25 protein-coding genes and 1 pseudogene are annotated in these 26,350 nt (G+C 69.0%); 19 read left to right on the forward strand and 7 right to left on the reverse strand.

Annotation, left to right across the window (positions count from 1 at the left end; all coding sequences use genetic code 11):
• Positions 1–7: 7 nt before the first annotated feature.
• On the forward strand, positions 8–727 hold the full coding sequence (locus DI276_RS42130; protein ID WP_112274835.1) for an eCIS core domain-containing protein: 720 nt from the start codon (positions 8–10) through the stop codon (positions 725–727).
• Here DI276_RS42130 and DI276_RS42135 read toward each other — a convergent pair whose 3' ends face one another.
• From DI276_RS42135 to DI276_RS42145, 3 genes are read right to left on the reverse strand one after another with little or no spacing between them, the layout of a single operon-like run.
• Positions 728–1,684, reverse strand: a complete 957-nt coding sequence (locus DI276_RS42135) for a PD40 domain-containing protein (protein WP_112274518.1) — start codon at positions 1,682–1,684, stop codon at positions 728–730.
• Positions 1,681–2,895 (reverse strand): MFS transporter, encoded by a 1,215-nt coding sequence (locus DI276_RS42140; RefSeq protein ID WP_112274520.1) that lies wholly within the window; start codon positions 2,893–2,895, stop codon positions 1,681–1,683. The genes DI276_RS42135 and DI276_RS42140 overlap by 4 nt, the downstream gene beginning before the upstream one ends.
• Before the next feature lie 25 nt (positions 2,896–2,920).
• Positions 2,921–4,282 carry a CBM96 family carbohydrate-binding protein gene (locus DI276_RS42145; protein WP_112274522.1) on the reverse strand — a complete coding sequence of 454 codons (1,362 nt, stop codon included), beginning with the start codon at positions 4,280–4,282 and terminating at the stop codon, positions 2,921–2,923.
• A gap of 238 nt (positions 4,283–4,520) precedes the next feature.
• On the opposite strand from DI276_RS42145, the gene DI276_RS42150 reads away from it, so the two are divergent.
• The 15 genes and pseudogenes from DI276_RS42150 (at position 4,521) to DI276_RS42220 (ending at position 21,219) form a co-directional block, all read left to right on the forward strand.
• Positions 4,521–6,035, forward strand: a complete 1,515-nt coding sequence (locus tag DI276_RS42150) for a phage tail sheath family protein (protein WP_112274524.1) — start codon at positions 4,521–4,523, stop codon at positions 6,033–6,035.
• Positions 6,036–6,050: 15 nt separating this feature from the next.
• Entirely contained in the window at positions 6,051–6,494 is a 444-nt protein-coding gene (locus tag DI276_RS42155; protein ID WP_112274526.1) for a phage tail protein, read from the forward strand.
• Positions 6,495–6,529: 35 nt separating this feature from the next.
• A complete protein-coding gene (locus DI276_RS42160; RefSeq protein ID WP_232837293.1) occupies positions 6,530–6,898 on the forward strand; it encodes a hypothetical protein in 369 nt (122 codons plus the stop codon).
• Positions 6,895–7,047: pseudogene (locus DI276_RS42165) on the forward strand (DUF6760 family protein); the annotation flags it as partial. The gene DI276_RS42160 and the pseudogene DI276_RS42165, both read left to right, overlap by 4 nt.
• A 1,080-nt stretch (positions 7,048–8,127) precedes the next feature.
• Positions 8,128–9,792 carry a hypothetical protein gene (locus tag DI276_RS42170; RefSeq protein ID WP_112274532.1) on the forward strand — a complete coding sequence of 555 codons (1,665 nt, stop codon included), beginning with the start codon at positions 8,128–8,130 and terminating at the stop codon, positions 9,790–9,792.
• A 9-nt stretch (positions 9,793–9,801) separates the two neighbouring features.
• On the forward strand, positions 9,802–10,230 hold the full coding sequence (locus DI276_RS42175; RefSeq protein ID WP_112274534.1) for a phage tail protein: 429 nt from the start codon (positions 9,802–9,804) through the stop codon (positions 10,228–10,230).
• Complete coding sequence (locus tag DI276_RS42180) at positions 10,227–10,961, forward strand: CIS tube protein (protein WP_112274536.1); 735 nt, start codon at positions 10,227–10,229, stop codon at positions 10,959–10,961. Before DI276_RS42175 ends, DI276_RS42180 begins: the two co-directional genes overlap by 4 nt.
• The gene (locus DI276_RS42185) at positions 10,954–12,723 is read left to right on the forward strand and encodes a VgrG-related protein (protein ID WP_112274538.1); all 1,770 of its coding nucleotides are present in this window, start codon (positions 10,954–10,956) and stop codon (positions 12,721–12,723) included. The genes DI276_RS42180 and DI276_RS42185 overlap by 8 nt, the downstream gene beginning before the upstream one ends.
• Before the next feature lie 10 nt (positions 12,724–12,733).
• Entirely contained in the window at positions 12,734–13,018 is a 285-nt protein-coding gene (locus tag DI276_RS42190) for a PAAR domain-containing protein (RefSeq protein WP_112274540.1), read from the forward strand.
• A 4-nt stretch (positions 13,019–13,022) separates the two neighbouring features.
• Entirely contained in the window at positions 13,023–13,424 is a 402-nt protein-coding gene (locus tag DI276_RS42195) for a GPW/gp25 family protein (protein WP_112274541.1), read from the forward strand.
• Positions 13,424–15,349: a putative baseplate assembly protein gene (locus DI276_RS42200; RefSeq protein ID WP_112274837.1), complete on the forward strand. Its 1,926-nt coding sequence runs from the start codon at positions 13,424–13,426 to the stop codon at positions 15,347–15,349. The genes DI276_RS42195 and DI276_RS42200 overlap by 1 nt, the downstream gene beginning before the upstream one ends.
• A gap of 36 nt (positions 15,350–15,385) precedes the next feature.
• A complete protein-coding gene (locus DI276_RS42205) occupies positions 15,386–15,922 on the forward strand; it encodes a phage tail protein (RefSeq protein ID WP_112274543.1) in 537 nt (178 codons plus the stop codon).
• Positions 15,919–16,860: a zinc ribbon domain-containing protein gene (locus DI276_RS42210; protein ID WP_112274545.1), complete on the forward strand. Its 942-nt coding sequence runs from the start codon at positions 15,919–15,921 to the stop codon at positions 16,858–16,860. Before DI276_RS42205 ends, DI276_RS42210 begins: the two co-directional genes overlap by 4 nt.
• Complete coding sequence (locus DI276_RS42215) at positions 16,857–19,835, forward strand: VWA domain-containing protein (protein WP_112274547.1); 2,979 nt, start codon at positions 16,857–16,859, stop codon at positions 19,833–19,835. Before DI276_RS42210 ends, DI276_RS42215 begins: the two co-directional genes overlap by 4 nt.
• Positions 19,836–19,920: 85 nt before the next feature.
• Complete coding sequence (locus tag DI276_RS42220) at positions 19,921–21,219, forward strand: COG1470 family protein (protein ID WP_157985308.1); 1,299 nt, start codon at positions 19,921–19,923, stop codon at positions 21,217–21,219.
• Between the two features lie 39 nt (positions 21,220–21,258).
• Here the strand turns inward: DI276_RS42220 and DI276_RS42225 are convergent, their stop codons facing one another.
• The 3 genes from DI276_RS42225 to DI276_RS42235 form a co-directional block, all read right to left on the reverse strand.
• The gene (locus DI276_RS42225; protein ID WP_112274551.1) at positions 21,259–21,885 is read right to left on the reverse strand and encodes a response regulator transcription factor; all 627 of its coding nucleotides are present in this window, start codon (positions 21,883–21,885) and stop codon (positions 21,259–21,261) included.
• A 66-nt stretch (positions 21,886–21,951) separates the two neighbouring features.
• On the reverse strand, positions 21,952–22,581 hold the full coding sequence (locus tag DI276_RS42230; RefSeq protein ID WP_112274553.1) for a response regulator: 630 nt from the start codon (positions 22,579–22,581) through the stop codon (positions 21,952–21,954).
• Positions 22,578–23,216 carry a sensor histidine kinase gene (locus tag DI276_RS42235; protein ID WP_112274555.1) on the reverse strand — a complete coding sequence of 213 codons (639 nt, stop codon included), beginning with the start codon at positions 23,214–23,216 and terminating at the stop codon, positions 22,578–22,580. Before DI276_RS42235 ends, DI276_RS42230 begins: the two co-directional genes overlap by 4 nt.
• 239 nt (positions 23,217–23,455) lie before the next feature.
• On the opposite strand from DI276_RS42235, the gene DI276_RS42240 reads away from it, so the two are divergent.
• Positions 23,456–24,034 carry a hypothetical protein gene (locus tag DI276_RS42240; RefSeq protein WP_112274557.1) on the forward strand — a complete coding sequence of 193 codons (579 nt, stop codon included), beginning with the start codon at positions 23,456–23,458 and terminating at the stop codon, positions 24,032–24,034.
• Here the strand turns inward: DI276_RS42240 and DI276_RS42245 are convergent.
• Positions 23,997–24,983 carry a PHP domain-containing protein gene (locus tag DI276_RS42245; RefSeq protein WP_112274559.1) on the reverse strand — a complete coding sequence of 329 codons (987 nt, stop codon included), beginning with the start codon at positions 24,981–24,983 and terminating at the stop codon, positions 23,997–23,999. The two genes, DI276_RS42240 and DI276_RS42245, sit on opposite strands and share 38 nt — an antisense overlap.
• Before the next feature lie 106 nt (positions 24,984–25,089).
• Between DI276_RS42245 and DI276_RS42250 the strand changes: the two genes are divergently transcribed.
• Positions 25,090–25,857: an SDR family NAD(P)-dependent oxidoreductase gene (locus tag DI276_RS42250; RefSeq protein ID WP_112274561.1), complete on the forward strand. Its 768-nt coding sequence runs from the start codon at positions 25,090–25,092 to the stop codon at positions 25,855–25,857.
• A complete protein-coding gene (locus DI276_RS42255; RefSeq protein WP_112274563.1) occupies positions 25,857–26,270 on the forward strand; it encodes a DUF3237 domain-containing protein in 414 nt (137 codons plus the stop codon). Before DI276_RS42250 ends, DI276_RS42255 begins: the two co-directional genes overlap by 1 nt.
• Positions 26,271–26,350: the final 80 nt, after the last annotated feature.

Below are 26,350 nucleotides of genomic sequence, written 5' to 3' on the forward strand. Positions count from 1 at the left end.
AGCGGAGATGCACGGACACGGACACGAACACGATTCGGAAGCCTCCTTCCGGCCCAAGGGCGACCGGATCCAGCACGAGGAGACCGACCTGCTCGGCCGCGCGGCCGTCGCCGGGCGCCCCGACGTGCTCGGACCCGCCGGAATGCTCGGCCTGCAACGGGCCGTGGGCAATGCCGGTGTGGGTGCGGTCGTGGAGGAGGAACGCTCGCCGGTGCACGACGTCATCTCGTCCGGCGGCTCACCGCTGTCCGCCGACGTGCGCGAGGACATGGAAGGCCGGTTCGGGCAGGACTTCTCGGACGTGCGCGTGCACACCGGGTCAGCCGCGCACGACTCGGCGAAGTCGGTGAACGCGCAGGCCTACACCGTCGGCTCGAACATCGTGTTCCAGCGCGACAAGTACGACCCCGCGTCGGACAGCGGCAAGCACATGCTGGCTCACGAGCTCACGCACGTGGTGCAACAGCGGTCCGGGCCGGTCGACGGCACCGACACCGGTGGTGGCGTGAAGGTGAGCGACCCGTCCGACCGGTTCGAACGCGAGGCCGTTTCCAACGCGGACCGGATCATGGCCACGCCTGCTGCTCCCGTTCAGCGGTGCGAAGACCACGGCAGTCATGCCGGTGAGGCGCACGTGCAGCGCGAGGAAGCGCCTGCGGAGGAAGAGGAAACCGCGCAGACGTTCGTGCAGAGGGCCGAGGAAGAAGAAGAGGCCGCAGCCGAGTGATCAGCTGATCGGTGCCGGCGAACTGGCCTCGGGCACCAGGATCGCCGGGGTTCCGGTGCCGTCCGCCGGCACGGCCCACACGTCGTTGAGGCCGTCGTCGCGCTGGATGCCGTACGCGACGGTCTTGTCGTCGACCCACGCCGGCTGGTCGTCGACGCTGCGGGTCTCGGCGAGCGGGGTGATCTGCTTCGTAGCCAGGTCCAGCACGGAGACCCGCCAGCCCTGCTGCGGATCGCCGTTGACCGCGGCCTTGTAGGCGATGCGGGTGCCGTCCGGGGAGAGCGACGGGCACTCGACGTTGTCCTGATCCGTCAGCGGCTTGAGCCTGCGGGCCGCGAAGTCGCCCTCGATCAGGTAGCGGTGGCCGCCGGTGGACATGGTCGCGTAGAACCGGTTGTCGTCGGCGGTGAACGTGACGCCCCAGTAGTTCGTGTCGACCGGTCGCTGCGGCATGCCCTCGACGGCGAACTCCTCCAGTGACTGGACCAGTGTGCCCGTCCTGGTGTCGAGGATGCCCGTGCTGGTGGAGAACCCGTTGGCGGCGTACGAATGCCCGTCGACGAACAGCGTCCACGCCACCATGCGGCCGCTCGCGGACACCCGCGTGCGGTTGGGGAAACCGGTCAGCGGAACGGTTCGGAGCTCCTTGAGCTGGTTGTCCAGCACGGCCAGTTCGCCCGCCTTCAACGCACCCACCGGGCGCAGGCAGGAGATGGTGCCCGCCGCGGAGTACACGCGGTCGCAGCGCTGCTCGGTGATCTCGCGCGACCCGGCCGGGTTCTGGCGGGACACCGTGGAGAGCTTGCCGTTGCTGAGCACCATCAGCCGCGGACCCGCTCCGGTCGGCACGGACTGCGCGGCGTCTTCCGATGTGGCGCCGGACAGCGCGGTGTAGCCGACGGCGACACCGCCGAGCAGGACGGCAGCGGTCAGGGTGATCAGCAGTCGGCTGTTCATGAGCGGCGTCCCAGCAGTGCGGCGGTGGTGATCAGGGCGAGGACGACCGCGACCGCGGCGGTCCTGGTGGCGGCTTCCGGGCTCCAGAACTGCCAGAGCAGGCCGAACAGCACGGAGGAGCAGAGGTAGGCGAGCGCCTGTCCACTTTGGATCAACGCGATGCCGGTGGTGCGCAGGCGTTCCGGCAGGACCGGGGCCGCGAGCGCCATCAGCACGCCGTCCGTGGCGGCGTAGAAGACGCCGTAGAGCAGCACGACCAGCACCAGCAGCGGCCAGCCGCCGAGCGGGCCGTGCAGCAACAGGTAGACGGCGGTCAGCGCGCCGTAGCCCGCGAGCATGACCTTGAGCCGGCCGACCCGGTCCGCGAGTGCGCCCAGCGGTGCGGCGAGCAGCAGGTAGACCAGGCTCGTGCCGACGGCGAGCAGCGGGAACCAGCCGAACGCCAGTCCTTCGCGCTTCTGCAGCAACAGGTACACGAACCCGTCGCCGATGGTGACCAGGCCGAGCAGCGACGCGGCGAGCACGATCTTGCGCACGGCCGGGTCCTTGAGCAGTGCGAGCTTGACGGGTTCCTTGCGCTGGACCGGTTCTGGGCGGTCTTTGACGTAGAGGACCAGGACCAGCACACCGAACGCGGCGATGCAGAAGCTGACGACGAACACGGCGTCGAAGGACTGTGACGCTCCCTGGGCCGACGCCGCGAGGACGGCCATGGCGACCAGTGGCCCGGCGAAGGCGCCGATCCCGTCCATCGCGCGGTGCACGCCGAACGCTCGGCCCAGGTCACCGCTGGGCGTGGAGAGCGTGATCAGCGCGTCTCGTGGTGCCGTGCGCAGACCTTTGCCCGCGCGGTCCGCGGTGATCACGAACCCGAGCGCGGTCAGGGAGTTGCCCGCCGCCAGCAGCCCGAGCTTGGCCGCGGCGGAGATGCCGTAGCCGAAGCCCGCGACTGCCTTGCGCCGGTTCGTCCGGTCGGCGAGGTAGCCGCCGGCGAGCCTGAGCAGGGTGGTGGCGCCGGTGTAGACGCCGTCGATCAGCCCGTACGCGGCCGGACTGAGCTGGAGGCCGATCACCAGGTACAGCGGCAGGATCGCGGCCACCATCTCCGACGAGACGTCGGTGATGAGGCTGACCGTGCCGAGCGCGAAGACGTTGCCGCTCAGCCCTTTCCAGTTCGCCGTCTTGGGTTTGTCGATCGTGGACAGGTACATCGCTCGGCCTCCAGCAGCAGCGCGGTCAGTGACAGTTCGTGGTGCCGCTGTCGGTGTAGGTCTTGCCCGCTTCCGGGACGAACTGCCAGTCGAAGCTGTTGCTGTGCAACGTCAGCTTCAGCACACCGCGGGTGCCGGTGTTGCGGGCCTCGCTGTTCGGCTTGATCGTGCCGAAGCTGTAGGCACCCGCGCCGCCCATGCCCGCGACGAACGTCCTGATGCCGCGGGCCGTGTCCAGTCCGCCGCTGGGGTTCTGCGGAGCGAACCGCTCGTAGTGGTGGTTGTGGCCGAACAGCACCACGTCCGCGTTGGCGTCGTACAGCGCCTGGAACAGCGGCCTGGTGGCCGTGGAGGGCGCGTGGTTGGCGCCGCTGGTGAACAGCGGGTGGTGCCAGTACGCCGCGGTGCACGGCTTCGTGTTCGCCGCGAGGTCCTGGCGCAGCCACTGCTCCTGCGCGCTGCCGGCGGACATGCTGATGTTGGAGTTCAGCGACACGATGTGCCAGTTGCCGAGGTCGTAGGAGTAGTAACCCCGTCCCGACGGACCGGCCTGCGCACCGAAGTAGTTGTAGTACCCGGTGGCGCCACTGGTGTGGTAGTCGTGGTTGCCCGGCGACGGCCGCGTGCGCGCCTTGTGCCGGCCCCACGTGGGCTCGTAGTAGGTGTTGAACTGCGACGCGGTGCCGTCCGGGTAGACGTTGTCACCCGTGGTCCACACCGTGCCCTGGATGTTGTCCAGCAGCGCGGCCGTCGCGGTGTCACCGGAACCGGAGTCCGCGATGTCACCGGCGCCGACGAACACCGGGTCGCCGGGCGGTGGCGTCGTGCCGCTGGTGATCACGAGCTGGGGCGCCGTGGTGGAGCCGGACTCACGCGAGTCGTAGTCGGCGCCGTCCGAGTTGCTGGAGGTGACGCCGATGCTGAACGTGCCGTTGCCCGTGACGTAGCTGGTCACGTCGACCTCGTACCAGGCGTTGCGCACGACCGCGCCGAGGGAGCCGAGCGTGGCGCCGTCGATCGCGGGCTGGTTGTTCCAGGTGACACCGGTTTCCGTCCAGCTGACGTTGGACATCGACCGGAACGTGCCGCCGTTCGGGCTCTGCGCGTCGGCGACGTCGTCGGTGTGGATGCGCAGCTTGGCGCTGCTGACCGACTCGGTGAGGCCCGACACGGAGAACTTGAGGAACGTCCGCTTGGTCGACGAGTTGTCGATGCCGAGCTGGCCGGACGTGCCGTAGTTCGTGCCGGTGGCGGCGTTGTCGACGTAGGTGTCGGCGGTGGGGGTGAACGTGGTGGTGGCCGCTTGTGCGGTGGTGGAGGCGGTGAGGGTGGCCGCCGTGACGACGACGGTGGTGAGCACGGCCAATGGAGCCCTGCGACGTTGCATGCCAGCGCACTTCCTTGTTGGCGGACATGGACCGTCGGGAAGGCTAGGGCTCAAATGAGATGCGTGCGGTGATCGTTCGGCGGCAGTTTGGTGAACGGGCGGGAAATCCCCCTCAGGGGTGGCTGCCCTTTCGGGCAGTCACCGGCTCCCTCCAGCACCGTCGCGGGGTCGTGTCGGGTTTTGGGCGATCGCCGCAGCATGTGTCGTACAGGGTTCCGTACGACATGGGAGGCCGTCGATGCCCACCTATCTCTCGCCGGGCGTGTACGTCGAGGAGGTGGAGGCAGGTGCCCGCCCGATCGAGGGCGTGGGCACCGCCGTCGCCGCGTTCGTCGGGTTCGCGGCCAAGGGTGAGTTCAACACCCCGACGCTGGTCTCGAACTGGGCGCAGTACACCGACAAGTTCGGCGACTTCGCCGAGGGCTGCTACCTGCCGTTGGCCGTCTACGGCTACTTCCTCAACGGTGGCAACAACTGCTATGTCGTCCGCGTGGGCGGCTCCCGTTCCGCCGCCGCGCTGCCCGCGGGCCCGCAGGCGCAGCTGGGCGGCTACCGGGTGTCGGCTCGCGAGCTCAACGCCGGCAGCCTGTCCGTGGAGGTTGGCGACCCCGCCGGGGAGAACCAGCCGGACGACCGCTTCTCGGTGGTGGTCAAGGACAACGGCAAGGTCGTCGAGACGCACCAGGTGTCGGCCAAGCGCGGCAAGGAGAACGTGCTGACCGTCGTCAACACGGCCTCGAAGCTGATCACGATCGAGGAGGTCGCGGGGGCGTCGCTGGCCAAGCCGGACAAGGCTTCGGTCGCGTTGCGAGAGGCTCCGGCCCCGCCGCCCGTGCCGCGCAAGGTCGTGCCCGACGACTACGTGGGCGACGTCGCCGACCGCACCGGTTTCGGTGGCCTGGAAGCGATCGACGAGGTCACGATGGTCTCGGTGCCGGACCTGATGAGCTCCTACCAGCGCGGTCTGATCACGCTGGAGGCCGTCAAGACCGTGCAGTCCGCGATCATCGCGCACTGCGAGCTCATGGGCGACCGCATGGCGATCCTCGACCCGCCACCGGACTTGTCGCCGGACCAGGTCAAGAACTGGAAGCAGACCGAGGCCGGCTACGACTCGAAGTACGCGACGCTGTACTACCCGTGGATCAAGGTCTACGACCCGTCCACTTCGGACAACATCTTCGTGCCGCCGTCGGGCCACATGGCCGGTGTGTGGGCGCGCAACGATGCTTCCCGCGGCGTGCACAAGGCTCCGGCGAACGAGACCGTGCGCGGCGCCGTGGCGCTGCAGACGCAGCTCACCAAGGCGGAGCAGGAGCTGCTGAACCCGATCGGCGTGAATTGCATCCGCGCCTTCACCGGGCGTGGCATTCGCGTGTGGGGCGCTCGGACGCTGTCGTCCGACCCGGCGTGGCGTTACCTGAACGTCCGGCGGCTCTTCAACTACCTCGAAGAGTCCATTCTGGACGGAACGCAGTGGGTCGTCTTCGAGCCGAACGACGACGCCCTGTGGGCCCGGATCCGCCGGACCATCTCCGCGTTCCTGGTGATGGAGTGGCGCAAGGGCGCGCTGTTTGGCCTGACGCCCGACGAGGCGTTCTACGTCAAGTGCGACCGCGAGACCAACCCGGCGGAGGGCATCGACCTCGGCCAGGTCGTGTGCGAGGTCGGCATCGCGCCGGTCAAGCCCGCGGAGTTCGTCATCTTCCGGCTCGCCCAGATGCAGGGCGGCACCAGTCTGGTCAACGAGTAAAGGCGGTTCCTCGACATGGCACTCCCCGATCTCGACACGTCGGTAGGCCACTCGTTCGGCCTTGAGGTCGACGGCATCACGATCAAGCAGATCTCCGAGGTGACCGGCCTGAAGATGGAGCAGGACGTCATCGAGCTCAAGCAGAACATGGCCGACGGCAAGTACGTCATCAAGAAGCTCCCCGGCCGCATGAAGGCGGGCGAGGTCGTATTCACCCGCGGTCTCACGGCCGACAACTCCTTCGAGAAGTGGGTGAAGGACTCGCGCTTCGGCAAGATGGGCAGCGCCCGCAAGAACGGCGTGGTCGTCGTCTACGACTACGAGGGCGCCGCCATCAAGCGCTACAAGATCGTGCGCTGCTGGCCGAAGTCGTTGGAGATCGGCACGTTGAAGGCCGGCGACACCTCCGTGCTGACCGAGAAGCTGACGGTCACCTACGAGGAGATGGAAGTCGAGTGAGGCGCTCTTCTTCTGCTGTCGCTGCTGCTCCTTCGATGCAGACCGAGTTCGCTTTCGAACTGCCGCGCGGGTACGTGGACGACTCCGGGACTGTTCATCGCGACGGTGTGATGCGTCTTGCCACGGCACGCGACGAGCTGATCCCGTTGCGGGACGACCGGGTCCGCGAGAACGCTGCGTATCTGACGGTCGTGTTGCTGGGCCGCGTGGTGACTCGCATCGGGTCGGTCACGGACGTGCACGCCGGCGTCATCGAGGACCTGTTCGCCTCGGACCTGGCTTTCCTGCAGGACATGTACCGCCGCATCAACAGCGAGGGACACACGCGCTCGGCCGTCGCGTGTCCCTCGTGCGGGCACGGGTTCGAGGTCGACATCTCGGGTGGGCGCCTGGGGGAATCGTGACGTACGCGCCATCCCAGCTGTATTCGGAGGTCGCGTACGTCGCCTACCACTTCCACTGGTCGCTCGACTCCATTTTGGACCTGGAGCACGGTGAGCGGCTGCGGTACGTGGAGGAGATCGGCCGCATCAACACGCGGATTTCAGCTGGTTCGGGTTCTGGTTCCGGGTTGTCCGGGTTCTCCGGGTTCGGTTCGGGGAGGTGACTTGCTGTGTGGCCCTTTCGGCGGCGTGCTGCTGAACCTTCCTTGCCCGTGGTCCGGGCGGAGTGGCGCTCGTTGCCGCCCCTGCAGCGGGTCGTCGCGCCGCATCCGCTGATCAACCCGGTGTCGTCCTTCTCGGCCGGGTTGACCGCCTGGCAGAATCCGTCGTTCCTGGCGCCCCTGGCACACGCGGTGGGGCCTGCTGAGCCGTCCGGGTCGATCTCGGACGTGGCTGCTCCTGCCCCCGAGCCTTCTGGGGCTTCCGAGCCTGCCGGGTGGAAGTCGGTGTGGGGCGGTGCTTCCCCGGCTGGTGCACCGGTCGTTGCCCGAGCCGTCGAGCCGTCGGCTTCCTCGCCGGTCGTGGTGTCACGGAGTGTTTCGGAGCCGGCTCCCGCGCCCGAGCCGGCTCCCGCGCACGAGCCGGATGTCGTGGAGGCTTCCTCCTCGGACGCTCCGCCTGCCGAGGAGGAAGCGCCTGCTGTGCAGCGTTCGGTGTCGGCAGAGCCGCCTCCGCCGGTTCGACCGAGGAGGTTGGGCCTTGGTGAGCCGATCTCGTCGGTGCTGCAGCGATCGGCGGATCAAGTAGGCAGCTCTGGCGCGACTGTTTTGCCGCTTGCCGCGGCTACGCCGGCCGTGGCGCAACGGGCTGTCAGTCCGGATGAGCCCGGTGGCGCGACGCCGCCTGCTGGGCTGGCTGGTTCTGAGACCTCTGTGGTGCAGCGGGTGGCCGGTCCGGACGTGCCCGCTGGTTCTGGGCAGTCTGTCGTGCGGGGTCCCGGGACGCTCACGGATGCCGCGACCGCAGGCGGCGGTTTGCCTGCTGTGCAGCGGCTTTCGGAGGATGGCGGGCCGAGAGTCCCAGGACTCGGCATGCCGGTCGTTCGGCAGCCTGGCCCGGCGCGGTCGAGCTCAGCGGCGCCCGCTGATGAGCCGAGTCCGGCCGGGCACCTCGGCGAGCCACCCTCTGGCGGGTCAGGTCCAACCGCCGAGGGAATTGGCTCAGCCGGAGACCCCGGTTGGTCGGCCTCGGTGACTGACATCGGCGAATCGGCTCCGCTGGCGGGTTTTGCGGAGCAGGTGCCCGTTCTCGACCTCGGTGGCGACTCGTCGGCGGGTGAGGTGGCTGTGGTTCAGCGGTCCGCCGACTCCAGCGCCGATGTGGCGGAGCGGGCCGCGATGCCGATGGTGCAGCGATCCGCCGACCAGACGAGCACCCAGCCGGCGGCCAGTCCAGGCGCCGGCTCACCGGCGGTGCAGCGGCTGGTCGGCTCCGCGCCTGACCTGCCGGTGGTGGAACAGTCCGGGCGGCTGGGAGCGGAACCGGACAACCAGACCGGGACGCCCGCCCTGACCAGGGCCGACTTCACGGAACCTGTGGCGCAGCGGCTGGTCGGGTCCGCCCCGCCGATCGCCCAGACGTCGGTCCACCAAGGCAACGACGCCGTGGCGGCCCAGGGGACCGCCCAGCTCGCGGCAAACACAGGCAGTGAGGCCGCTGTGGTCCAGCGGACGCCTCAGAATTCGGTGCACACCGGGACCGCGATGGTCCAGCGGACGGCTCAGGGCTCAGCACACCAGGGCACCGAGGATGCGGTGGTCCAGCGAACATCCCAATTCTCGGCACACGTGGGCACCGGAGCCGAGACGGTTCAGCGAGTAGCTGACGCGGGCGACGGGGCTGCGGTGGTCCAGCGGACGCCCCAGTTCTCGGCACACACGGGCACCGCAGCCGAGATGGTTCAGCGGGCGGTTGGCGCGGGTGATGTTGCTGCGGTGGTGCAGCGGGCGGCTCCGATGTCGACATACCCAGGTACCGCAGCCGAGATGGTTCAGCGGGCGGTTGGCGCGGGTGATGTTGCTGCGGTGGTGCAGCGGGCGGCTCCGATGTCGACATACCCAGGCACTGCAGCCGAGATGGTTCAGCGGACGCCCCAGATCTGGGCGCACGTGGGCACCGGAGCCGAGATGGTTCAGCGGGTAGCTGACGCGGGCGACGGGGCTGCGGTGGTTCAGCGGACGCCTCAGATCTGGGCGCACACAGGCACCGGAGCCGAGATGGTCCAGCGGGTAGCTGACGCGGGCGACGGGGCTGCGGTGGTTCAGCGGACACCCCAGATCTGGGCACACACAGGCACCGCAGCCGAGATGGTCCAGCGGGCAGTTGGCACGGGCGACGTAGCTGCGATGGTGCAGCAGGCGGCTCCGATCTCGACATACGCGGGCAACGAAGCCCCGATGGTCCAGCGTGCTTTCACGCCGCCGGCGTCCCGGCCACTCGCTCACCTGCAACCAGCCGCGACCTCGCCGATTGCTGCGGCCCTGCCGGTTGCCGTGGCCCCGGCCGCAGCCCGCACCACGCCTCCAACCGTGGACCACCCCGTGGCCCATCCCGTGGTCCAAGCCATGACCCAGGCCGCGCCCCAATTCGCCGTCCAGACCGCGCCCCAAACCGTCACCCAGACCGCGGAGCAGCCGGTCGTCGCCCGCACCACAGACAACGCACCACCCCAGCCCGAACCCGTGCAGCGGACCGCGGAAGCACCCGTCACACCAACCGAGGCGCCGCAGCCGGGGACACCGCAAAGCCAGAACCCCGAAGAGCTGCTGCGCAAGTTGTACGACCCCCTGCTGCGCCGGCTCAAGGCCGATCTGTGGCTCGACCGCGAGCGTCGTGGGGCGCTCACCGACCTGTGAGGACATGCCATGACCGCACCAGAGGAAGCCGTCGCCGTCTGCTTCAGCGTGTCGGTGGACAAGAACGACCTGGGGTCCTTCAACAGTTGTGAGGGGCTCGGGTGCGAGTTCGTCATCGAGCAGCGGGAAGAGGGCGGCAACAACGGGATGGTGTGGCAGCTGCCCACGCGCATCAAGTACCCCAACGTGAAGCTCAGCAGGCCGGTCACCAGGGACAGCCAGAAGATCACCAACTGGATCTCGGGCATGGCCTCGGGCATCAAGAGAAGGACTGCGGTCATCGAGGCGAAAAACCTTGAAGGCAAGACGATCGCGAGCTGGTCGCTGGCGGAGGTCGTTCCGGTCCGGTGGACGGGGCCGCAGCTGAGCGCCGAGCAGAACAAGGTGGCCATGGAGACGCTCGAGCTGGCGCACCACGGGTTCTTGGACGCGCGATGACTGTCACGTTCACGAGCGCGGGGGCGAAGACCGCGGCCAAGAAGATGGAACACGCCGTCCTCACGGCGTACGAGCCGCCGAAGCCGGGTGGGCTGCAGAAGCCGGGGGCGGAACTGGACAAGATCGAGTTTCCGTTCAACCCCAAGGAGCTCAGCCTCGCCAAGAACGCCAAGTGGCAGCGGCAGGCGCAGCCCAACGCGGCCAAGGCCGGTGTGCCGGAGTTCAAGGGGGCCGAGCCGGCGAAGCTCAGCCTGGAGATCTTCATCGACTCCACCGACACGATGGGCGACAAGACCATCAAGCTGGTCGAGCGGCTGTTCAACCTGACCGTGCCCACGAAGGAGTCACGAACCAAGGGCAAGGGCAGTCCGCCCTGGGTCATCTTCAAGTGGGGCACCACGACGGGCTTCCCGAGCTACGTCTCCAGCGTCACGGCCAAGTACACGCTCTTCACGCCCGGCGGCATGCCGGTGCGGGCGGTGTGCACGGTCAACCTGGAAGAGGTCAGCGGCGAACCCGGCGGCCAGAACCCGACCAGTGGCGCGCTCGCCGCCAGGGACTCGCACACGCTCACCGCGGGCGACTCGCTCCAGTCCTTGGCCTACCAGGCGTACGGCAACCCCGAGCTGTGGCGGTACATCGCCGAGGCCAACGACATCGACGACCCCATGCGGCTCAAGCTCGGTTCGACCGTCCTCGTTCCGGCGTTGGAGGAGATCCAGCATGGCTAACGAGAGCTTCGCCAACAACCTGGTCGTCGAGGTCGAGGGCCAGCCGTTGCCCGCGGACGTCAAGCTGTTGCTCACCTACGCGTTCGTGGACGACAGCCGGAACCTGCCGGACATGTTCGTGCTGCGGTTCCGCGACCCCGGCCACGTCGTGCTCACCAAGGGCGGCTTCAAGATCGGCGCCAAGGCGGCGCTCAAGGTCCAGACGGCCGACCCCGGCGGGCCGAAGCCGCTCATGAGCGGCGAGATCACCGCGGTGGGCGTCGAGTTGGACGGGCAGGGCACGTTCACCGAAGTCAGGGGCTACGACGAGGCGCACCGGCTGTTCCGGGGCAAGCGGGTCGCGGTCTACCCGAACATGACGGTGAGCGACGTCGTCAAGAAGGTCGCCGATCGCGCGAACATCAAGACCGGCACGATCGACAACGTGCCCGGCTTCGGTGGCCGGCCGGACACCCAGCTCAGCCAGGACAACGTCAGCGACTGGGAGTTCTTGAGCCGCCTCGCGAAGACCGTCGGCGCGCAGATCGCGGTCAGGGAGGGCAAGCTCGACTTCAAGCTGCCCGAGCCGCCGGCGAAAGCGCCGAAGACCAACGCCAAGGCCAAGTCCGACCCGTTCGTCCTCGAGATGCACAGCACCCTCGTCGCGCTCAGGGCCGGCATCACGACGGCGGGTCAGGTGCCCGAGGTCCAGGTCAGGGGCTGGGACTTCGAGAACAAGCAGGAAGTGCTGGCCACGGCCAAGCCGAACACCGCGGGAGTCGAAGTCCCGCAGGCGAACCCCACCGAACTGGCGGCGAAGTTCAAGGCACCGCCGCACCTCGAAGCCGGCCTGCCCTACCGCACGCACGCCGAGGCCAAGACCGCGGCGGAAGCACTGGCCGCGCAGCTCGGCGGCTCCTGCGCAGAACTCACCGGCGTGGCAAGGGGAAACCCCGAGCTGAAGGCGGGAGTGGCGGTGGCGCTGGCCAACGTCGGCGAGCCGTTCCAGGGCAAGTACACGCTCACCAGCACCAGGCACCTGTTCGCCGAGCACACCGGGTACACCACCGAGTTCACGGTGTCCGGCAAGCAGGAACGCTCGCTCTACGGGCTGGTCCACAGCACGAAGGACAAGCCCCTCAACGGACTCGTGCCCGCGGTCGTCACGAACGCCAAGGACCCGTTGGAGATCGGCCGCGTCCAGGTCAAGTTCCCCTGGCTGTCGCCGGATCTGACCAGCGTCTGGGCCCGCACGGTGCAGGCCGGCGCCGGCGCGAACCGCGGCACGGTGATCCTGCCGGAGGTCGGCGACGAGGTGCTGGTCGGGTTCGAGCACGGCGACTTCGACGCGCCGTACGTGCTCGGCGGCCTCTACAACGGCAAGGACAAGCCGCCGAAGCTCGGCAAGCCGGCGGTCGACGGCGCCAACGGCCAGATCGCGGCCAGGGGCTTCGTGTCCAGGAAGGGCCACAAGGTCGAGTTCGTCGAGGACGACGGCATCGTGATCTCCAGTGGTGACGGGAAGTTCGTCGTCAAGCTCGACCAGAAGTCGCAGAACATCGAGATCACCAGCGGCAAGACCATCAACGTCAAGGCGCAGAACGGCATCACGGTCGACGCCGGCACCGGGCCGCTGGAGCTCAAGGGCCAGAAGGTGACCGTGACGGCGCAGACCGAACTGAAGGCGGAAGGCGCCCAGGTCAAGGTCGCCGGCCAGGCCCAGACCGAGGTGACCTCCAGCGGTGTCCTCACCGTCAAGGGTTCCATCGTCAAGATCAACTGAGGAACGAACCATGCCACCCGCAGCAAGAGTCGGAGACATGACCGGGCACCCCGGCGTCCTCATGCCGCCCGGTGTCCCGACCGTGCTCATCGGCGGGCTGCCCGCCGCGACGGTCGGGAACATGCACACGTGCTCGTTCCCGCCGCCCGCCGTGCACCCGCCGACGCCGATCATCCCACCGGGCTGTCCGACGGTGCTGATCGGCGGCAAGCCGGCGGCCCGCGTCGGTGACATGAGCGGTTGTGGCGCGCCGATCCTGCCGCCCGGCTGCCCGACCGTCCTGATCGGAGGGTGACGCGGTGGACTTCATCGGCAGGGGCCTGAGCTTTCCCGTCCGCACCGACGCGACGGGCTCGGTGGCGCTGGTCGACGGCGACCGGGAGATCGTCGAGAGCATCCGGCTGATCCTCGCGACCGCGCCGGGGGAACGCCCGATGCGGCCGGAGTTCGGCTGCGCGATCCACGACCTGGTGTTCGCGCCGGCCGACTCCACGACGGCCGGGCAGATCGCCTACGAGGTGCGGCTGTCGCTGGAGCGGTGGGAACCGCGCATCGACCTCACCGACGTGATCATCGACTTCGCCGAGGCCGACCAGGGCACCTTGCTGATCGACATCCAGTACACCCTGCGCAACACCAACGACCCGCGCAACCTCGTGTTCCCGTTCTACGTCATTCCGCCGCACGAGGACGGTGCGTGATGCCGCTTCCCTTGCCGAACCTGGACGACCGCAGGTTCCAGCAGCTCGTCGACGAGGCCAAGCGCCGCGTCCAGCAGCACTGTCCGGAGTGGACCGACCACAACGTCTCCGACCCCGGCGTCACGTTGATCGAGGCGTTCGCGCACATGGTCGACGAGCTGATGTACCGGCTCAACCGCGTGCCTCGGTTGCACTACCTCAAGTTCCTCGACCTGATCGGCGTCGAGCTGTTCGCCCCGACCGCCGCGCGCGTGGACGTCACCTACTGGCTGTCGGCGCCGCAGGAAACCTCCGTCGAGGTCCCGCAGGGCAACCAGGTCGCGACGCAGCGAAAGGGCATCGAGGACCCCGTCGTCTTCACGGTCGACCGCCCGCTCACGATCGTGCCCTGCGAGCTCGCCCGCCTGGCCACGGCCACGGCGAACGGCCAGCCCGTCGACCGCACCGACGACCTCAAGGCCGCCAAGGAGCCGTTCGCGTTCAGCGAGCAGCCGGAAGCGGGCGACGCCGTGCTGTTCGGCCTGTCGAACGCGGTTCCGGGTTGCGCGGTGCTGCTCCGGTTCGACTGCGAACCGATGGGCTCCGGCATCAACCCGGAGGACCCGCCGTGGGTGTGGGAGGCGTGGACGAGCGAGGGCTGGACCGCCTGCGAGGTCGACCACTTCACCAACGGCGGCTTCAACTCCGCAGGCGACGTCGTCGTGCACGTCCCGCCCGGCCACACCACGTCGATCCTGGTCCGGCAGCGCGCGGGCTGGCTGCGGTGCCGCGCCGCCGAACTGTGGCAGGGCCAGCCGTTCTACCAGCGCTCACCGAAGATCCGCGACGTCACGGCCGCCACGATCGGCGGCACCACCGAGGCCGTGCACGCCGACGTGGTCAAGGCCGAGACCGTCGGCGTCTCGGAAGGCGTGGCCGGGCAACGGTTCCCGCTCGCCCGCACCCCGGTCGTCGCCGGTGCGCCGATCACCGTCGAGGTCGCGACGGTCGACGGCTGGGAAACCTGGACCGAGGTCCCCACGTTCGTCGAGTCGGGGCCGCAGGACCGGCACTTCCTGCTGGACAACATCGAGGGCCAGCTCATCTTCGGCCCGGCCGTGCGGCAGCAGGACGGGACGTTGCGGCACTACGGCGCCGTGCCCACGAAGTCGGCGGCGATCCGGGTGCCCGAGTACCGCACGGGCGGCGGGCTGCGCGGCAACGTCGCCCGCAACCTCGTGACCGTGCAACGGGATCCGGTGCCGTTCGTGAGCAACGTGACGAACCGCAAGCCGGGCCGCGGTGGTGTCGCTGGGGAGTCGGTCGAGGATGCGGCCTTGCGAGGCCCGCTGTCCTTGCGGACGCGGGATCGGGCGGTGACGGCCGAGGACTACGAGATTCTCGCGCGGGAGGCGGCGCCTGAGGTCGCGCGGGTGCGGTGCGCGCCGGGGGATGACGGCGTGCGCGTGCTGGTCGTGCCGGCGGTGCCCGAGCACGAGGAGCCGAACTTCGCGGCGTTCCAGGTCGACCAGGAGACGCTCGAACGGATCGCCCGGCACCTCGACGCGCGGAGGTGTGTGGGGGCTCGGGTGAGCGTGGAGCCGCCGTTCTACCAGGGGATCACGGTCGTCGCGGATCTGAAGGCGCGCACCGGAACGCCGACGGAGGCCGTGCGGGCGCGGGCCATGGACGCGTTGGGCGACTACCTCGACCCGATCCGCGGTGGTGCGGACGGCGACGGGTGGCCGTTCGGGCGGCCGGTGCACTCCGGGGAGGTTTACGCGGTGTTGCAACGGATTGCCGGGGTGGAGCTGGTGGAGGACGTGCGGTTGTTCGCGGCCAACCTGTTGACCGGGGAGCGCGGGCAGGCGGTGCAGCGGGTGGATCTGCCGCCGAACGGGCTGGCCTTTTCCTACGGGCACCAGGTTCGCGTGGTGAGGAGCTGATCGTGCGCACCATCGAGTTCGAGGGGAGGGGTAGCCATGCGTAGCGCCGTCGACGACCTCATCTCGCCGCACCCCTTGGGCGAGCGGATGCCGTCCGTCTACACCGACGACGACTTCACCCAGCGCTTCACCCAAGCCCTGGACGAGGTCATCGCCCCGGTCTTCACCGTCCTCGACTGCTTCGCCGCCTACCTCGACCCCCGCCTGGCCCCGGCGGACTTCGTCGACTGGCTGGCCCAATGGGTGGCGCTGGACCTCGACGAGAGCTGGTCCGCCACCCAACGCCGCGAGCTGGTCGCCAGAGCCGTGCGGTTGCACCGGTTCCGCGGCACCAGAAGGGGGCTCGCGGAACACGTCTGGCTGCTGACCGGCGGCCGGGTCGACATCGCGGACAGCGGCGGCGTCGCGGTGTCTCAGCGGCCGAGCGGGCCGATGCCCGGCAGTTCGCCCGCGCACGTGTTGATCCGCGTCCGGGTGACGGACCCGGACGCGGTTGACCGGGAGCGGATCACCGCGGCGGTGCGCCGGATGGTGCCCGCCCACGTCGCCACGACCATCGAGGTGACCACATGATCGTCTGTCAGACCTGCGGGGAGCACAACGCCCCCAACGCCGAGTTCTGCGGCAACTGCGGCGACTTCCTCAAGTGGACCGGCGCCCAGGTGCAGGCGGGGCCGGTCCGCCCGGACGCGCCCCAGCAGCCGCAGCCGCACCACCGGCCGGTGCAGACGTTGAAACGGCAGGCGCAGCCCGGTGACCTGATCTGCGGGCAGTGCGGTTCCGGCAACGTGCCGACGCGCAAGTTCTGCGGTGTCTGCGGCTATTCGCTGGTCGACGCCGTCACGCAGAAGCAGCCGTGGTGGAAGCGTTGGCTACCCGCGAAAGGCCCGAAGGTCAGGGAGAGCGGCAGCCGGCCGCGCCGGGTTCGCAGAGCCACCCGGGTGAAGCAAGGCATCGGCAAGGCGGTCCGGTGGGGACTCGCCGTGGTGCTCCTGCTGTTCGGCGGCATGTACGGGCTCTCGCAACCGTTCCGCACCACCGTCAACAGCCAGGTGATCGCGGGCAAGGACAAGGTCGTCGGCATGTTCGAGGAATGGGTGCCGGTCCGGCAGAGCTCGATCTCGGCAGGGCGGGAACTGCCCGACCACCCGGCCAAGCTCGCGATGGACAACGACCACGGCACGTTCTGGGCCGCCCAGACCGACTCGAAGACCGCGGCGCTGACGATCACCTTCGACCACGTCACGGACCTGCGCCGGATGATCGTCTACAGCGGCGACGGTAAGAAGTTCCTGGGCTCCCAACGACCGCGGCGCCTGACGCTGGTGTTCGACACCGGCAAGACCCACGACATCACGCTCACCGACCAGCCTGGTGATCAGCAGCACGCCATCAAGAACGGCAACGGCGTCAAGCAGGTCCAGGTGCTCATCGCGGACGTCTACCCGTCCACCGAGAGCACGGACACGGTGATCAGCGAGATCGAGCTTTTCGAGAAGCAGGTGAAATGACCGTGCGCGCACTTCCGTTGCTGCTCGTGGCCTTGCTGGTGCTGCCAGTGCCCACGATCGAAGCCCAGCCACCGCAGACAGAGCCGTTCAACATCGGGTTCTCCAGCTTCGAGAACGACGACCGCGACATCTTCACGGTCGACAGCAATGGAAGCACGCGCACGAACCTGACGAAGAGCCCGCGCAGCCAGCAGGAGCCGGCCTTCTCGGTGGACGGCACCAAGCTCGCGTACGCCGACGACGGCCGCATCATGATCGCCAACGCCGACGGCACGAACCCCAAGCGGCTCAACGACGAAACGCTGCGGCAGGCGCAGCCCGCGTGGTCACCGGACGGCACGCAGCTGGCGGTCGTCACCCGGATCCCGAACGGTGACGGCTCCGATTCGGTGATCGACATCTACCGCGTCGCGGACGGCGCGAAGACCGGCGAGATCCCGATCCCCGAGCACCTCACCGGCGACGACAGCCAGCCGGACTGGTCACCGGACGGCAAGACCATCGCGATCACCAGAAGCTCCAGCAACATCGTCGTGCCGCCACCGCCGGTCCCCGACCCCGACACCGAGCTCCCGGCCCGCCAGGGCAGCACGTTCGACCTCGAGCAGGTCGTGCACACCCCGCGCATCCCGCCGAAGCCGGACGTCGTGATCCTGATCGACATCAGCGGATCGATGGACGGCGAGCTCGGCAGCGTCAAGAGGACGCTCAGCGAGAAGATCATCACCGAGGTGGCGAAGCTGCAGCCGGAGACCCAGTTCGGCATCGCTTCCTTCGCGGGGCCGGAGAACACGGGGCAGACGTTCACCGTGCACCGCGACCTCAACGAGCCGCTCGGCGACTGGCAGGACGAGGTCAACGTCATCAGGAACGTGGGCTCCACAGAGGTGTGGGCGCACGCGCTGATCCGGACCGCCACCGACGCGTTCGACTTCCGGCCGGACTCCAGCCGGGTCGTCGTGGTGATCGGCGACGAGCCCACCGCGCAGAACCTGATGCCACCCGACTACACCGACACCGTCGACAACGCGATCAACGCGTTGAAGGCCAAGAACATCCGCTTCGTCGGGATCGACAGCGGAGGACTGGACGCGACCGGTCAGGCCACGGCGTTCAAGGAGGCCACGGACGGCTCGCTGAAGACGTTCGACGAGACCAAGCCGGAGGAGATCAGCACCGCCATTCTCGACGGCATCAAGGACCTCAAGGTCACGGTCACCCCGGTCGCCAAGTGCGACACCGGTCTCAGCGTCGTGCTCACCCCGCCCGGCCCGGTCCAGGGGCCCAGCGGACAGGACTTCAGGTTCGCCGAGAAGTTCACCGTGGCACCGACCGCCACGCCGGGCAGCACCCTGCGCTGCACCATCGACTTCCTGCTCAACAAGGAGACCGAGGTGCGGCCGGGCCACACCCAGACCGTCACCGTCCAGGTCGCCGACCTGGTCAAGCCGGTGGTGCGGGTCGACGACGTGACCGTCCAGCAACAGGACAACACGGGCAGCGCGGTCGAGTACCGGGCGAGCGCGACCGACAGCCAGAACCGCCCGCTCACCCCGGTCTGCACACCGCCGTCCGGCACGAAGTTCCCGATCGGCGTCACCCGCGTGACCTGCACCGCCACCGATGTGCGTGGCAACACCGGCACCGACACCGCCGTCATCACGGTCACGTCGCCGAACCCGCGCGGACCCGAGGTCTGGCTCGTCACCCCCGACGGCACCAGCCAGCTCAACCTGTCCAAGCGGTTCACCGAGCCGTGCGCGAGCCCCTTCAACCAGGAACCGGCGTGGTCCCCGGACGGCAAAACCCTTGCCGTCACGCAGGAAGAGCAGATCTGCGAGGTCAACGCGGACGGCACTGGCGCGCGAGTGATCGTGCGCTACACCGAGGAGATCGGATACCCGAGGAACCCGGCGTGGCTTCCGGACGGCACCCGGATCGTGTTCCAGGCCTCGCGCAGCGAATCGCCACCGGACCTCTACACCGTGCCGGTGCAGAACGGCACACCGAAACTCCTGACCGAGAACGCCGGCCAGGCGGCTGTGCAGCGACTTCCGCGGCTCACGGTGGCCACCACCGCGACACCGGCCGAGATCCCGTTCAACGGCAAGACGACGATCGAGGTCGCCGTCACGAACACGGGCTTCGCGCCCACGCCCGCCACGCTCACCGTGACCGTGCCCGCCGGGCTGCAGGGCGGGCCGGCGAGCGGGAACATCGGCCCGCTCGCGCCGGGACAGCAGAAGGTCGTGAGCGGCGAGGCCACCGGTATCACCGCGGGAGAGCACGTGGTGACGGCAGCGGTCGGTGCGGTGACGTCGAAAGTCACCGTGAAGGTCCTGGAACGCACGGGATCGCTGTCGCTGACGATGTCGGCGAGCCCGCAACCGGCGTTCGTCGGCGGTGACAACGTGACCGTGACGTTCAAGCTGCTCAACAGCTCCGGCTCCACGCTGACCGACGTGCGGGTGAACGCCTCGGCGTTCGGCTGCCAGCCGGACTGCCCGGTCGGCACGCTCGGGCCCGACGGCCAGGCCGAGGTGAAGCTCACGATCCCGGCCACCGAGGCCGTCGACCGCGAGCTGGCCGGCGTCGTCATCGCCACCGGCCCGGACGAGAACGCGCGGGACAACGTCGCCACCACCCGGATCGTCATCAAGCAGCCGGTGCTGACCGTCGACCAGCAGGCAGGACCGCTCGGCGGCGTGGTCTCGCTGCAGGGCAAGGACTTCCCGCCGGCAGCCAAGATCAGGCTCGGCTGGACCATCGGCATCTCCGAGGCGCCGGGGGAGATGACCACCGGCGCTGACGGCGCGTTCGCCACGCAGCTGCTGGTCTTCCACAACGACGCAGAAGGAGTCCGGCAGGCACTAGCGACGTCGATCGAGGGCACGAAGTTCGGTGAGGTCAAGTCGGGCGACTTCCTCGCGCTGCCGAGCACCGTGCAACCGTCGGACTTCGTCGAACGCGGATGACTGCCCGAACGGGCACAGATGAGCGCACCCGCCCACGCCTCCACCGGCGCTGTGCGGCGACAGGGAACGAAGGAGACTGCTAGTCATGGGAGCAACAGCGACACTGTCCACTTCGGACCTTGCCGTCGCACCGGGCGGGGACGTCACCTGCCAGGTGATGGTGCGCAACGCGGGCGAGCTGGTGGACCAGTTCACGGTCGACGTCGTCGGCGATGCCGCGTCGTGGAGCCACGCCGAACCGGCCGTGGTCAACCTCAACCCCGGTGAGTCCGCGCCCGTGCTCATCCGGTTCGCCCCACCGCGCGACGCGGGCGTCTACGCGGGCCCGGTGCCGTTCGGCGTGCGGGTCATCTCGCGCGAGGACCCGCACGGCTCGGTCGTCGAAGAGGGCGTCGTCGTGGTCGGCGCGTTCACCGACGTGGCCGCGGAACTGGTGCCCGCCAAGGCGGAGGGCAGCAGGAAGGCCAAGTACGAGGTCGCCGTCGACAACGTGGGCAACTCACCCGCGATGCTGCGGCTGCGGGCCGTCGACCCCGAGGACGAGCTGGACTTCCGGCTCGACCGCAGCGAGATCGCGCTGCCACCGGGCACCACCGCGTTCGTGCGGCTGCAGGCCAGGCCGCGCAAGACGTTCCTGCGCGGTGAGCCGAAGCGCTACCCGTTCCAGGTCGAGATCACGCCGGAGCAGGGCGAGCCGCTGGTCACCCAGGGCACCATGGTGCAGCGCCAGCTGCTGCCGAAGTGGTTGCTGCCGGCCCTGATCGCACTGCTGTTGCTCGCGGGAGCCTTGGTGGCGCTGTGGTTCTCGCTGCTGGCGCCGGCCGTGAAGTCCGCGGCCCGCGAGGCGATGCAGCAGGAGAGCAAGGAGATCAACGAGAAGGCCGACCAGGCGGCCAGCGCGGCCGGAGCGGCCAAGGAGGAGTCGAAGCAGGCGGCGGCCAACGCCGGGCAGGCACTGGACGTGCTGGGCGTCAAGCCGGGCGACACGAACGCGACGCCGACGCTGCAGCCCAAGCCGGCCGAGAAGGGCGAACCGGTGACGTTCCGGCTCGACCTCACCTCGCCGATCGTGACGAACACCGGTGCGTTCACCGAGGTGACGCTGACCCCGCTGGACGGCAAGAAGACGGTGCTGGTCAAGGACATCTTCTTCGAGAACTCGAAGGGCGACGCGGGCACGGCCCAGCTCGTCCGGGACACGGGCGGGACGCGCACCACGATCCGCGTGATCGGGCTCGGGAACTTCCGGGACCGCGACGAGCACTTCCAGGAACCGCTGCGGTTCCAGCCGGGCGAGAAGATCGTGTTCCGGGTGAGCTGCCAGAACCCGCAGCCGAAGGGCGCGTGCACGCCTTCCGTGGTGCTGAACGGGCGAGCGGAGTGAGAGGAGCTGGTGCGGCGGCCGTGCGGAACGGCCGCCGCGTCAGATCAGGCCCTCGCGCAACGCGAAAGCCACGGCGTGGGCGCGGTTGCGCAGCTGGAAGCGGTTGGTGATGTCGTGCAGGATCGACTTCACCGTCCGCTGCGAGTAGCAGAGCCGGTCCGCGATCTCCCTGGTCTCCAGGCCGTCGGCGATCATCCGCAGCACCTCGGTCTCCCGGCTGGACATGCCGGCGAGGTTGAGCCCGTTGGGGCGCAGCACGTTGCGCTGCAGCTGGGACACCCGGCCGAGCAACCGGCCGAGCAGGTCCGCCGGCAGCGAGCCCTCCCCGGCGTGGGCCGCACGGATCAGCCGGACCAGCGTGTCCGGGGTGGCGTCGGCCCGGCGCAGCACCGCGGAGACGCCGCTGCCGACGATGTCGAGCAGCTCGGAGTCGGCCACGTCGCCGGCCACCAGCACGATGCCGGGATTCGGCTGGCACTGCAGCTTTCTCAGCAGTTGCAGGACGTTCTCGTCGAGACGTTCGGCCACGACGAGGGCGACGCAGCTCTCCGCGGTCTCCGGCTCGACCAGCCGGATCTCGGGGCGGGAGCGCAGTGCGACCGTGACGCCCGCACGGGTGATCGAGTCGGTGGCGTGCAGGACAACGGTTACGGGTTCGGCGTTCATCAGCTCCCCTTCTGACTCAAGCACGATCAATCATCGGACCGGGTGTGTCCCGGCCTACAGGGGCAGTTATCCCGAGTTGTCCCGGAACAGGTTTATCGCTTGGGCACGATCTGCGACCTGCAACTTGCGGAGGATGTTGGACACGTGGTTGCGCACGGTTTTGGTGCTCAGGAACAACTCCCGCGCGATCGCGGCGTTGCCCTTGCCCGCAGCCATCAGCCGCGCGACCTCGCGTTCGCGCCCGGTGAGCTCCGGGAGCGCGCTCGGCCGCGGTGCCGTGGCGAAGAAGTCGAGCAGCCGCGTGGCCACGGCAGGACTGAAGATCGCCTCACCCTCGCCGACCGCGCGCACAGCGTCCACAATCTGTTGGGGGCGGGAGGACTTCACCAAATACCCCCGGGCACCGGCTTTCATCGCGGCGAACACGGATTCGTCGTCCTCGAACATGGTCAGCACGAGCACGCGTGCGCCCGGCCGCGCGGCGACGATCCGGCGCGTCGCCTCGACCCCGCCGATGTCCGGCGGCATGTTGAGGTCCATCACGATGACGTCCGGCTGCAACTGCTGAGCCAGCTCCACGGCACCTGTGCCACCGGAAGCTTCGCCGACGACCTCGATGCCGTTGTCGGCCAGCGCCGCCATCACGCCGCGGCGGAAGAGCGGGTGGTCGTCCACGACCAGCGCGCGCAACGTCATGAGAGAGGCAACGCGGCCGCGAGTCTGGTGCCACCGTCCGCACCGGGCTCGACGAGGCAGTTCCCGCCGAGGTCGCTGGCGCGCTGGCGCATCGACGCCAGGCCCACGCCCGTCGAGACTTCAGCCGCGCCGACGCCGTCGTCGACGACCTCGGCGTGCAGTTCCGTGTCGAACCACAGCCGTACCGAGCACGTCTGCGCGTCGGCGTGCGTCACGACGTTGGTGAGGGCCTCGCGGATGATCCGGTATGCCGCCACGCTCACCGCGTCCGGCAGCGGCGGGATCTCGCCCTGCACCACGACGTCGATCGTGACCTGCATCCGGGACCGCAGCGCCGCCACGAACTGCTCGACGGCTCCGATCAGGCCGAGCTTGGTGACCGCGGCCGGGCTCTCGTTCGCCACCAGCGCCTTGATGTCGCCGATCGCCGAGTGCATCTCGTCTTCGAGGAGCGCGAGCAACCGGGCCGCGCCGGCCGGGTCGGAGGTGAGCAGCTGCCGGGCCGACCGCAGCCCGAGGGCCACCGCGGCGAGTGATGGGCCAACACCGTCGTGGAGATCGCGCAGCACCGTGCGGCGTGCTTCTGCCGCACTCCTGGCGCATGACTCCGCTGGCACGATGAATTGGCGGCGCATGCTCCCTCCCCTCCCCAAACTGAACGTCGTTCAGAGGTCCGTACCTGTTTCCTAAGTTCCCGATTGTGTGACCACAAGTCCCCTGATCGGCCCATTCGCCCTCGTAGCGGGAGTGGGTGACGGTTTCTCCGCACTTCGATGGAAGCGGCGGCGGGCTAGATACAGCCAGACGAAAAATCCAAATGGCCCGATGAGCGGTACGGACGTATTTGTAGGCCGAACGGACGCTCTTGACGGGTATGGGAGTCGAGGTCCACGACCCTCGCTGGCTCGCCGCCGTGCCGGGAGCCGAGCTCGTGGTCGGACTGGGCGATGTGGGTGAATGCGCCGCGGCCGGGCACCGGGTGACCGTGCTGATCGACCTCGTGCCGGACACCGTGGCACGGGTGCGCGACCTGGCCGCCGCTGCGGTGGGGGAGGGCGCGCGGAAGGTCCGCGTGCGGCCGCACGGGGTCGATCGGGTCGATCTGGTCTACGTGGCCGTGGAGCTGAACCGGGTCGCCGAAGACGACGCCGTCGAGGTCCAGTTCGACGTCACGTCGGCCGCACTGCTGCGGGCCGACCCGGCGGCGTTCGTGCGGGTCGATCCGCTCGTGGTCAAGGCGGACGGGACGGTCGTGCCGATCTGCGCGGGACTGGAGCGGTACGCGTTGGGGACGCTGGGATCGCTGGACGAGCTCACGCGGGACTGGGATCCCGAGCCGGTCCGGGACCTGTGCCGGATCGCGCTGGGACGCGCGCTGGCCGACACCGGGCCGTTGGTCTCCTGGTACGAGCACCTCACCCGGACAGCAGCCGACCTGCGGGTCGGGTGTTGATCACGCGCTCCGGTGGCACACCGCACTCCTCCGCCCGCGCACAGCCGTAGTTCAGCCAGTCCAGCTGGCCGGGCGCGTGCGCGTCGCTGTCGATCGAGAACGTGCAGCCCGCGTCGACGGCGAGGCTGAGCAGCCTGCGCGGCGGGTCGAGGCGCTCGGGGCGTGAGTTGATCTCCACCGCGGTTCCGTGCTCGGCGCAGGCCTCGAAGACCCGCTCGGCGTCGAACTGCGACTCCGGCCGACCCTTGCCCACGACGAGGCGGCCCGTGCAGTGACCGAGGATGTCGACGTGCGGGTTGGCGACTGCGTTGATCATCCGAGGCGTCATCTCCGCCTTCGGCATCTTCAGTTTCGAGTGGACGCTCGCGACCACGACGTCCAGCCGTGCCAACAGGTCGTCGTCCTGGTCGAGCGAGCCGTCGTCGAGGATGTCGACCTCGATGCCGGTCAGGATCAGGAACGGCGCCAGCTCGACGTTCAGCTCGGCGACGACCTCCAGCTGCTTCTCCAGCCGGTCGCGGGAGAGTCCATTCGCGACGGTCAGGCGCGGCGAGTGGTCGGTCAGCACCATGAACTCGTGGCCGAGATCCCGGGCTGCCTCGGCCATCTCCTTGATCGGGCTGCCGCCGTCGGACCAGTCGGAGTGGACGTGGCAGTCGCCTTTCAGCAGCGCGCGCAGTTCTTCGCCACCGCTGAGGTCGACGTGCCGGAGCTTCGCGAGATAGGAGGGTTCGCGGTTCGCGAGCGCGTCGAGCACGACACCGGCCGTCGCCTTGCCGACGCCTTTCAGGTCGGTGAGCGTGCCGAGCTTCGCGCGCTTCTCGACCTCGGCGGGATCGAGATCGGCGAGCACCGCTGCCGCGTTGCGAAAGGCCTGGACGCGGTAGGTCGGCTCGCCCGCTCGTTCGAGGTGGAAGGCCACCTGCTTCAACGCCTTGACCGGATCCATACCTCTTCCTACCTCATCCACTCCCGATCCGCGGGCCGTACGGGGTTCCCCAGCAGATAAGCGACGCCCGTTGTCTGCTCGGGGTGCGCCGAATAATTTCGCCGGCATGTCGAGCAACCCGTTTTCGCTGATCGGACACGTCGCGCTGGTCACCGGCGGCACTCGCGGCATCGGTCTGGAGTCGGTGCGCGCGCTGGCCCGCGCGGGGGCGAGCGTGGCGGTGGTCGCGCGCAGCACCGAGACCACCAAGGAGGTCGCCGCGACCCTGGAACGCGAGTTCGAGGTCGAGGCACTGCCCGTCGTCGCCGACATCGGCCACGACGACGAGATCCCCGGCGTCGTGCAGTCCGTGGTCGACCGGTTCGGCCGCATCGACGTGCTGGTCAACAACGCAGGTGCCGCGCCGCCGTTCGGTCCGTTGATCGACGTCTCCGCCAAGGCGTTCGACAAGATCATGGCCGTCAACGTCCGTGCGCCGCTCTCGCTCACGAAGGCTGCGGTGGCCGCGGGGCTCGGCGCCGGTGGCGGGTCGGTCATCAACATCGTGTCGGCAGCGGGACTCAAAGCCGAGCCGTACCTGGGTCTTTACTCCGCAGCCAAAGCCGCGATGATCAGTGCCACCCGGACGTTGGCCCGTGAGCTCGGTCCGGCCGGTATCAGAGTGAACGCGGTGGCGCCCGGCGTGATCCGGACCGATTTTTCGGCGGCGATCGTGGCCGACGAGGACTTGCACGCCTCGGTCGTCGCGAAGACCGCGCTGGGACGGGTGGGTGAGGCGTCCGAGGTCGCCGGTGCCGTGGCGTATCTGGCTTCTTCCGCGGCCGCGTACACGACCGGTTCGATCATCGTGGTCGACGGCGGGACGGTGGCGTGATGGAGCTCGTGCCTTTGGGAACGATGACCGCCCGGATGCGAAAGCCTTACAAACTCCCGAAAACGCCCGTCGGCGACCGGTTGATCTACGAGGTCGAGTCCGGAACGTTCGAGGGCGAGCGGTTGTCCGGCGTCATGCACGGCACGTCCACCGCCGACTGGCTGACCATCGGCCCGGACGGCACCGCGACCCTGGACGTCCGTTCCGTCCTGCGGACTCACGACGACGCCTACGTCTATCTGCACTACTCGGGACGGGTTGACGTCTCGAATGGCTTCGGTGCGCCGTTGTACGCGGCTCCGCTCTTCGAGACCGGCGACGACCGCTACCGCTGGTTGAACCGCGTCCAGGCCGTCGCGAAGGGCGTGCTCGACGGCCTGGTCCTGACCTACGAGGTGTGCGAGGTGAGGTGAAATTCACCCGACCTTCGGGGGTGTCGATCGGGTCGGCGACTGCGGAAGCGTCAGCCGCTGACCAACGATCGGAGGGGTAC

The organism is Lentzea terrae (assembly GCF_003265345.1).
Lineage (GTDB): Bacteria > Actinomycetota > Actinomycetes > Mycobacteriales > Pseudonocardiaceae > Lentzea > Lentzea terrae.

Bases quoted from the DNA above. Each gene is read 5' to 3' on its own strand.
- DI276_RS42130 (WP_112274835.1), top strand. From the start codon at position 8: ATGCACGGACACGGACACGAACACGATTCGGAAGCCTCCTTCCGGCCC.
- DI276_RS42135 (WP_112274518.1), bottom strand. From the start codon at position 1,684: ATGAACAGCCGACTGCTGATCACCCTGACCGCTGCCGTCCTGCTCGGC.
- DI276_RS42140 (WP_112274520.1), bottom strand. From the start codon at position 2,895: ATGTACCTGTCCACGATCGACAAACCCAAGACGGCGAACTGGAAAGGG.
- DI276_RS42145 (WP_112274522.1), bottom strand. From the start codon at position 4,282: ATGCAACGTCGCAGGGCTCCATTGGCCGTGCTCACCACCGTCGTCGTC.
- DI276_RS42150 (WP_112274524.1), top strand. From the start codon at position 4,521: ATGCCCACCTATCTCTCGCCGGGCGTGTACGTCGAGGAGGTGGAGGCA.
- DI276_RS42155 (WP_112274526.1), top strand. From the start codon at position 6,051: ATGGCACTCCCCGATCTCGACACGTCGGTAGGCCACTCGTTCGGCCTT.
- DI276_RS42160 (WP_232837293.1), top strand. From the start codon at position 6,530: ATGCAGACCGAGTTCGCTTTCGAACTGCCGCGCGGGTACGTGGACGAC.
- DI276_RS42175 (WP_112274534.1), top strand. From the start codon at position 9,802: ATGACCGCACCAGAGGAAGCCGTCGCCGTCTGCTTCAGCGTGTCGGTG.
- DI276_RS42180 (WP_112274536.1), top strand. From the start codon at position 10,227: ATGACTGTCACGTTCACGAGCGCGGGGGCGAAGACCGCGGCCAAGAAG.
- DI276_RS42185 (WP_112274538.1), top strand. From the start codon at position 10,954: ATGGCTAACGAGAGCTTCGCCAACAACCTGGTCGTCGAGGTCGAGGGC.
- DI276_RS42190 (WP_112274540.1), top strand. From the start codon at position 12,734: ATGCCACCCGCAGCAAGAGTCGGAGACATGACCGGGCACCCCGGCGTC.
- DI276_RS42200 (WP_112274837.1), top strand. From the start codon at position 13,424: ATGCCGCTTCCCTTGCCGAACCTGGACGACCGCAGGTTCCAGCAGCTC.
- DI276_RS42205 (WP_112274543.1), top strand. From the start codon at position 15,386: ATGCGTAGCGCCGTCGACGACCTCATCTCGCCGCACCCCTTGGGCGAG.
- DI276_RS42210 (WP_112274545.1), top strand. From the start codon at position 15,919: ATGATCGTCTGTCAGACCTGCGGGGAGCACAACGCCCCCAACGCCGAG.
- DI276_RS42215 (WP_112274547.1), top strand. From the start codon at position 16,857: ATGACCGTGCGCGCACTTCCGTTGCTGCTCGTGGCCTTGCTGGTGCTG.
- DI276_RS42220 (WP_157985308.1), top strand. From the start codon at position 19,921: ATGGGAGCAACAGCGACACTGTCCACTTCGGACCTTGCCGTCGCACCG.
- DI276_RS42225 (WP_112274551.1), bottom strand. From the start codon at position 21,885: ATGAACGCCGAACCCGTAACCGTTGTCCTGCACGCCACCGACTCGATC.
- DI276_RS42230 (WP_112274553.1), bottom strand. From the start codon at position 22,581: ATGACGTTGCGCGCGCTGGTCGTGGACGACCACCCGCTCTTCCGCCGC.
- DI276_RS42235 (WP_112274555.1), bottom strand. From the start codon at position 23,216: ATGCGCCGCCAATTCATCGTGCCAGCGGAGTCATGCGCCAGGAGTGCG.
- DI276_RS42240 (WP_112274557.1), top strand. From the start codon at position 23,456: ATGGGAGTCGAGGTCCACGACCCTCGCTGGCTCGCCGCCGTGCCGGGA.
- DI276_RS42245 (WP_112274559.1), bottom strand. From the start codon at position 24,983: ATGGATCCGGTCAAGGCGTTGAAGCAGGTGGCCTTCCACCTCGAACGA.
- DI276_RS42250 (WP_112274561.1), top strand. From the start codon at position 25,090: ATGTCGAGCAACCCGTTTTCGCTGATCGGACACGTCGCGCTGGTCACC.
- DI276_RS42255 (WP_112274563.1), top strand. From the start codon at position 25,857: ATGGAGCTCGTGCCTTTGGGAACGATGACCGCCCGGATGCGAAAGCCT.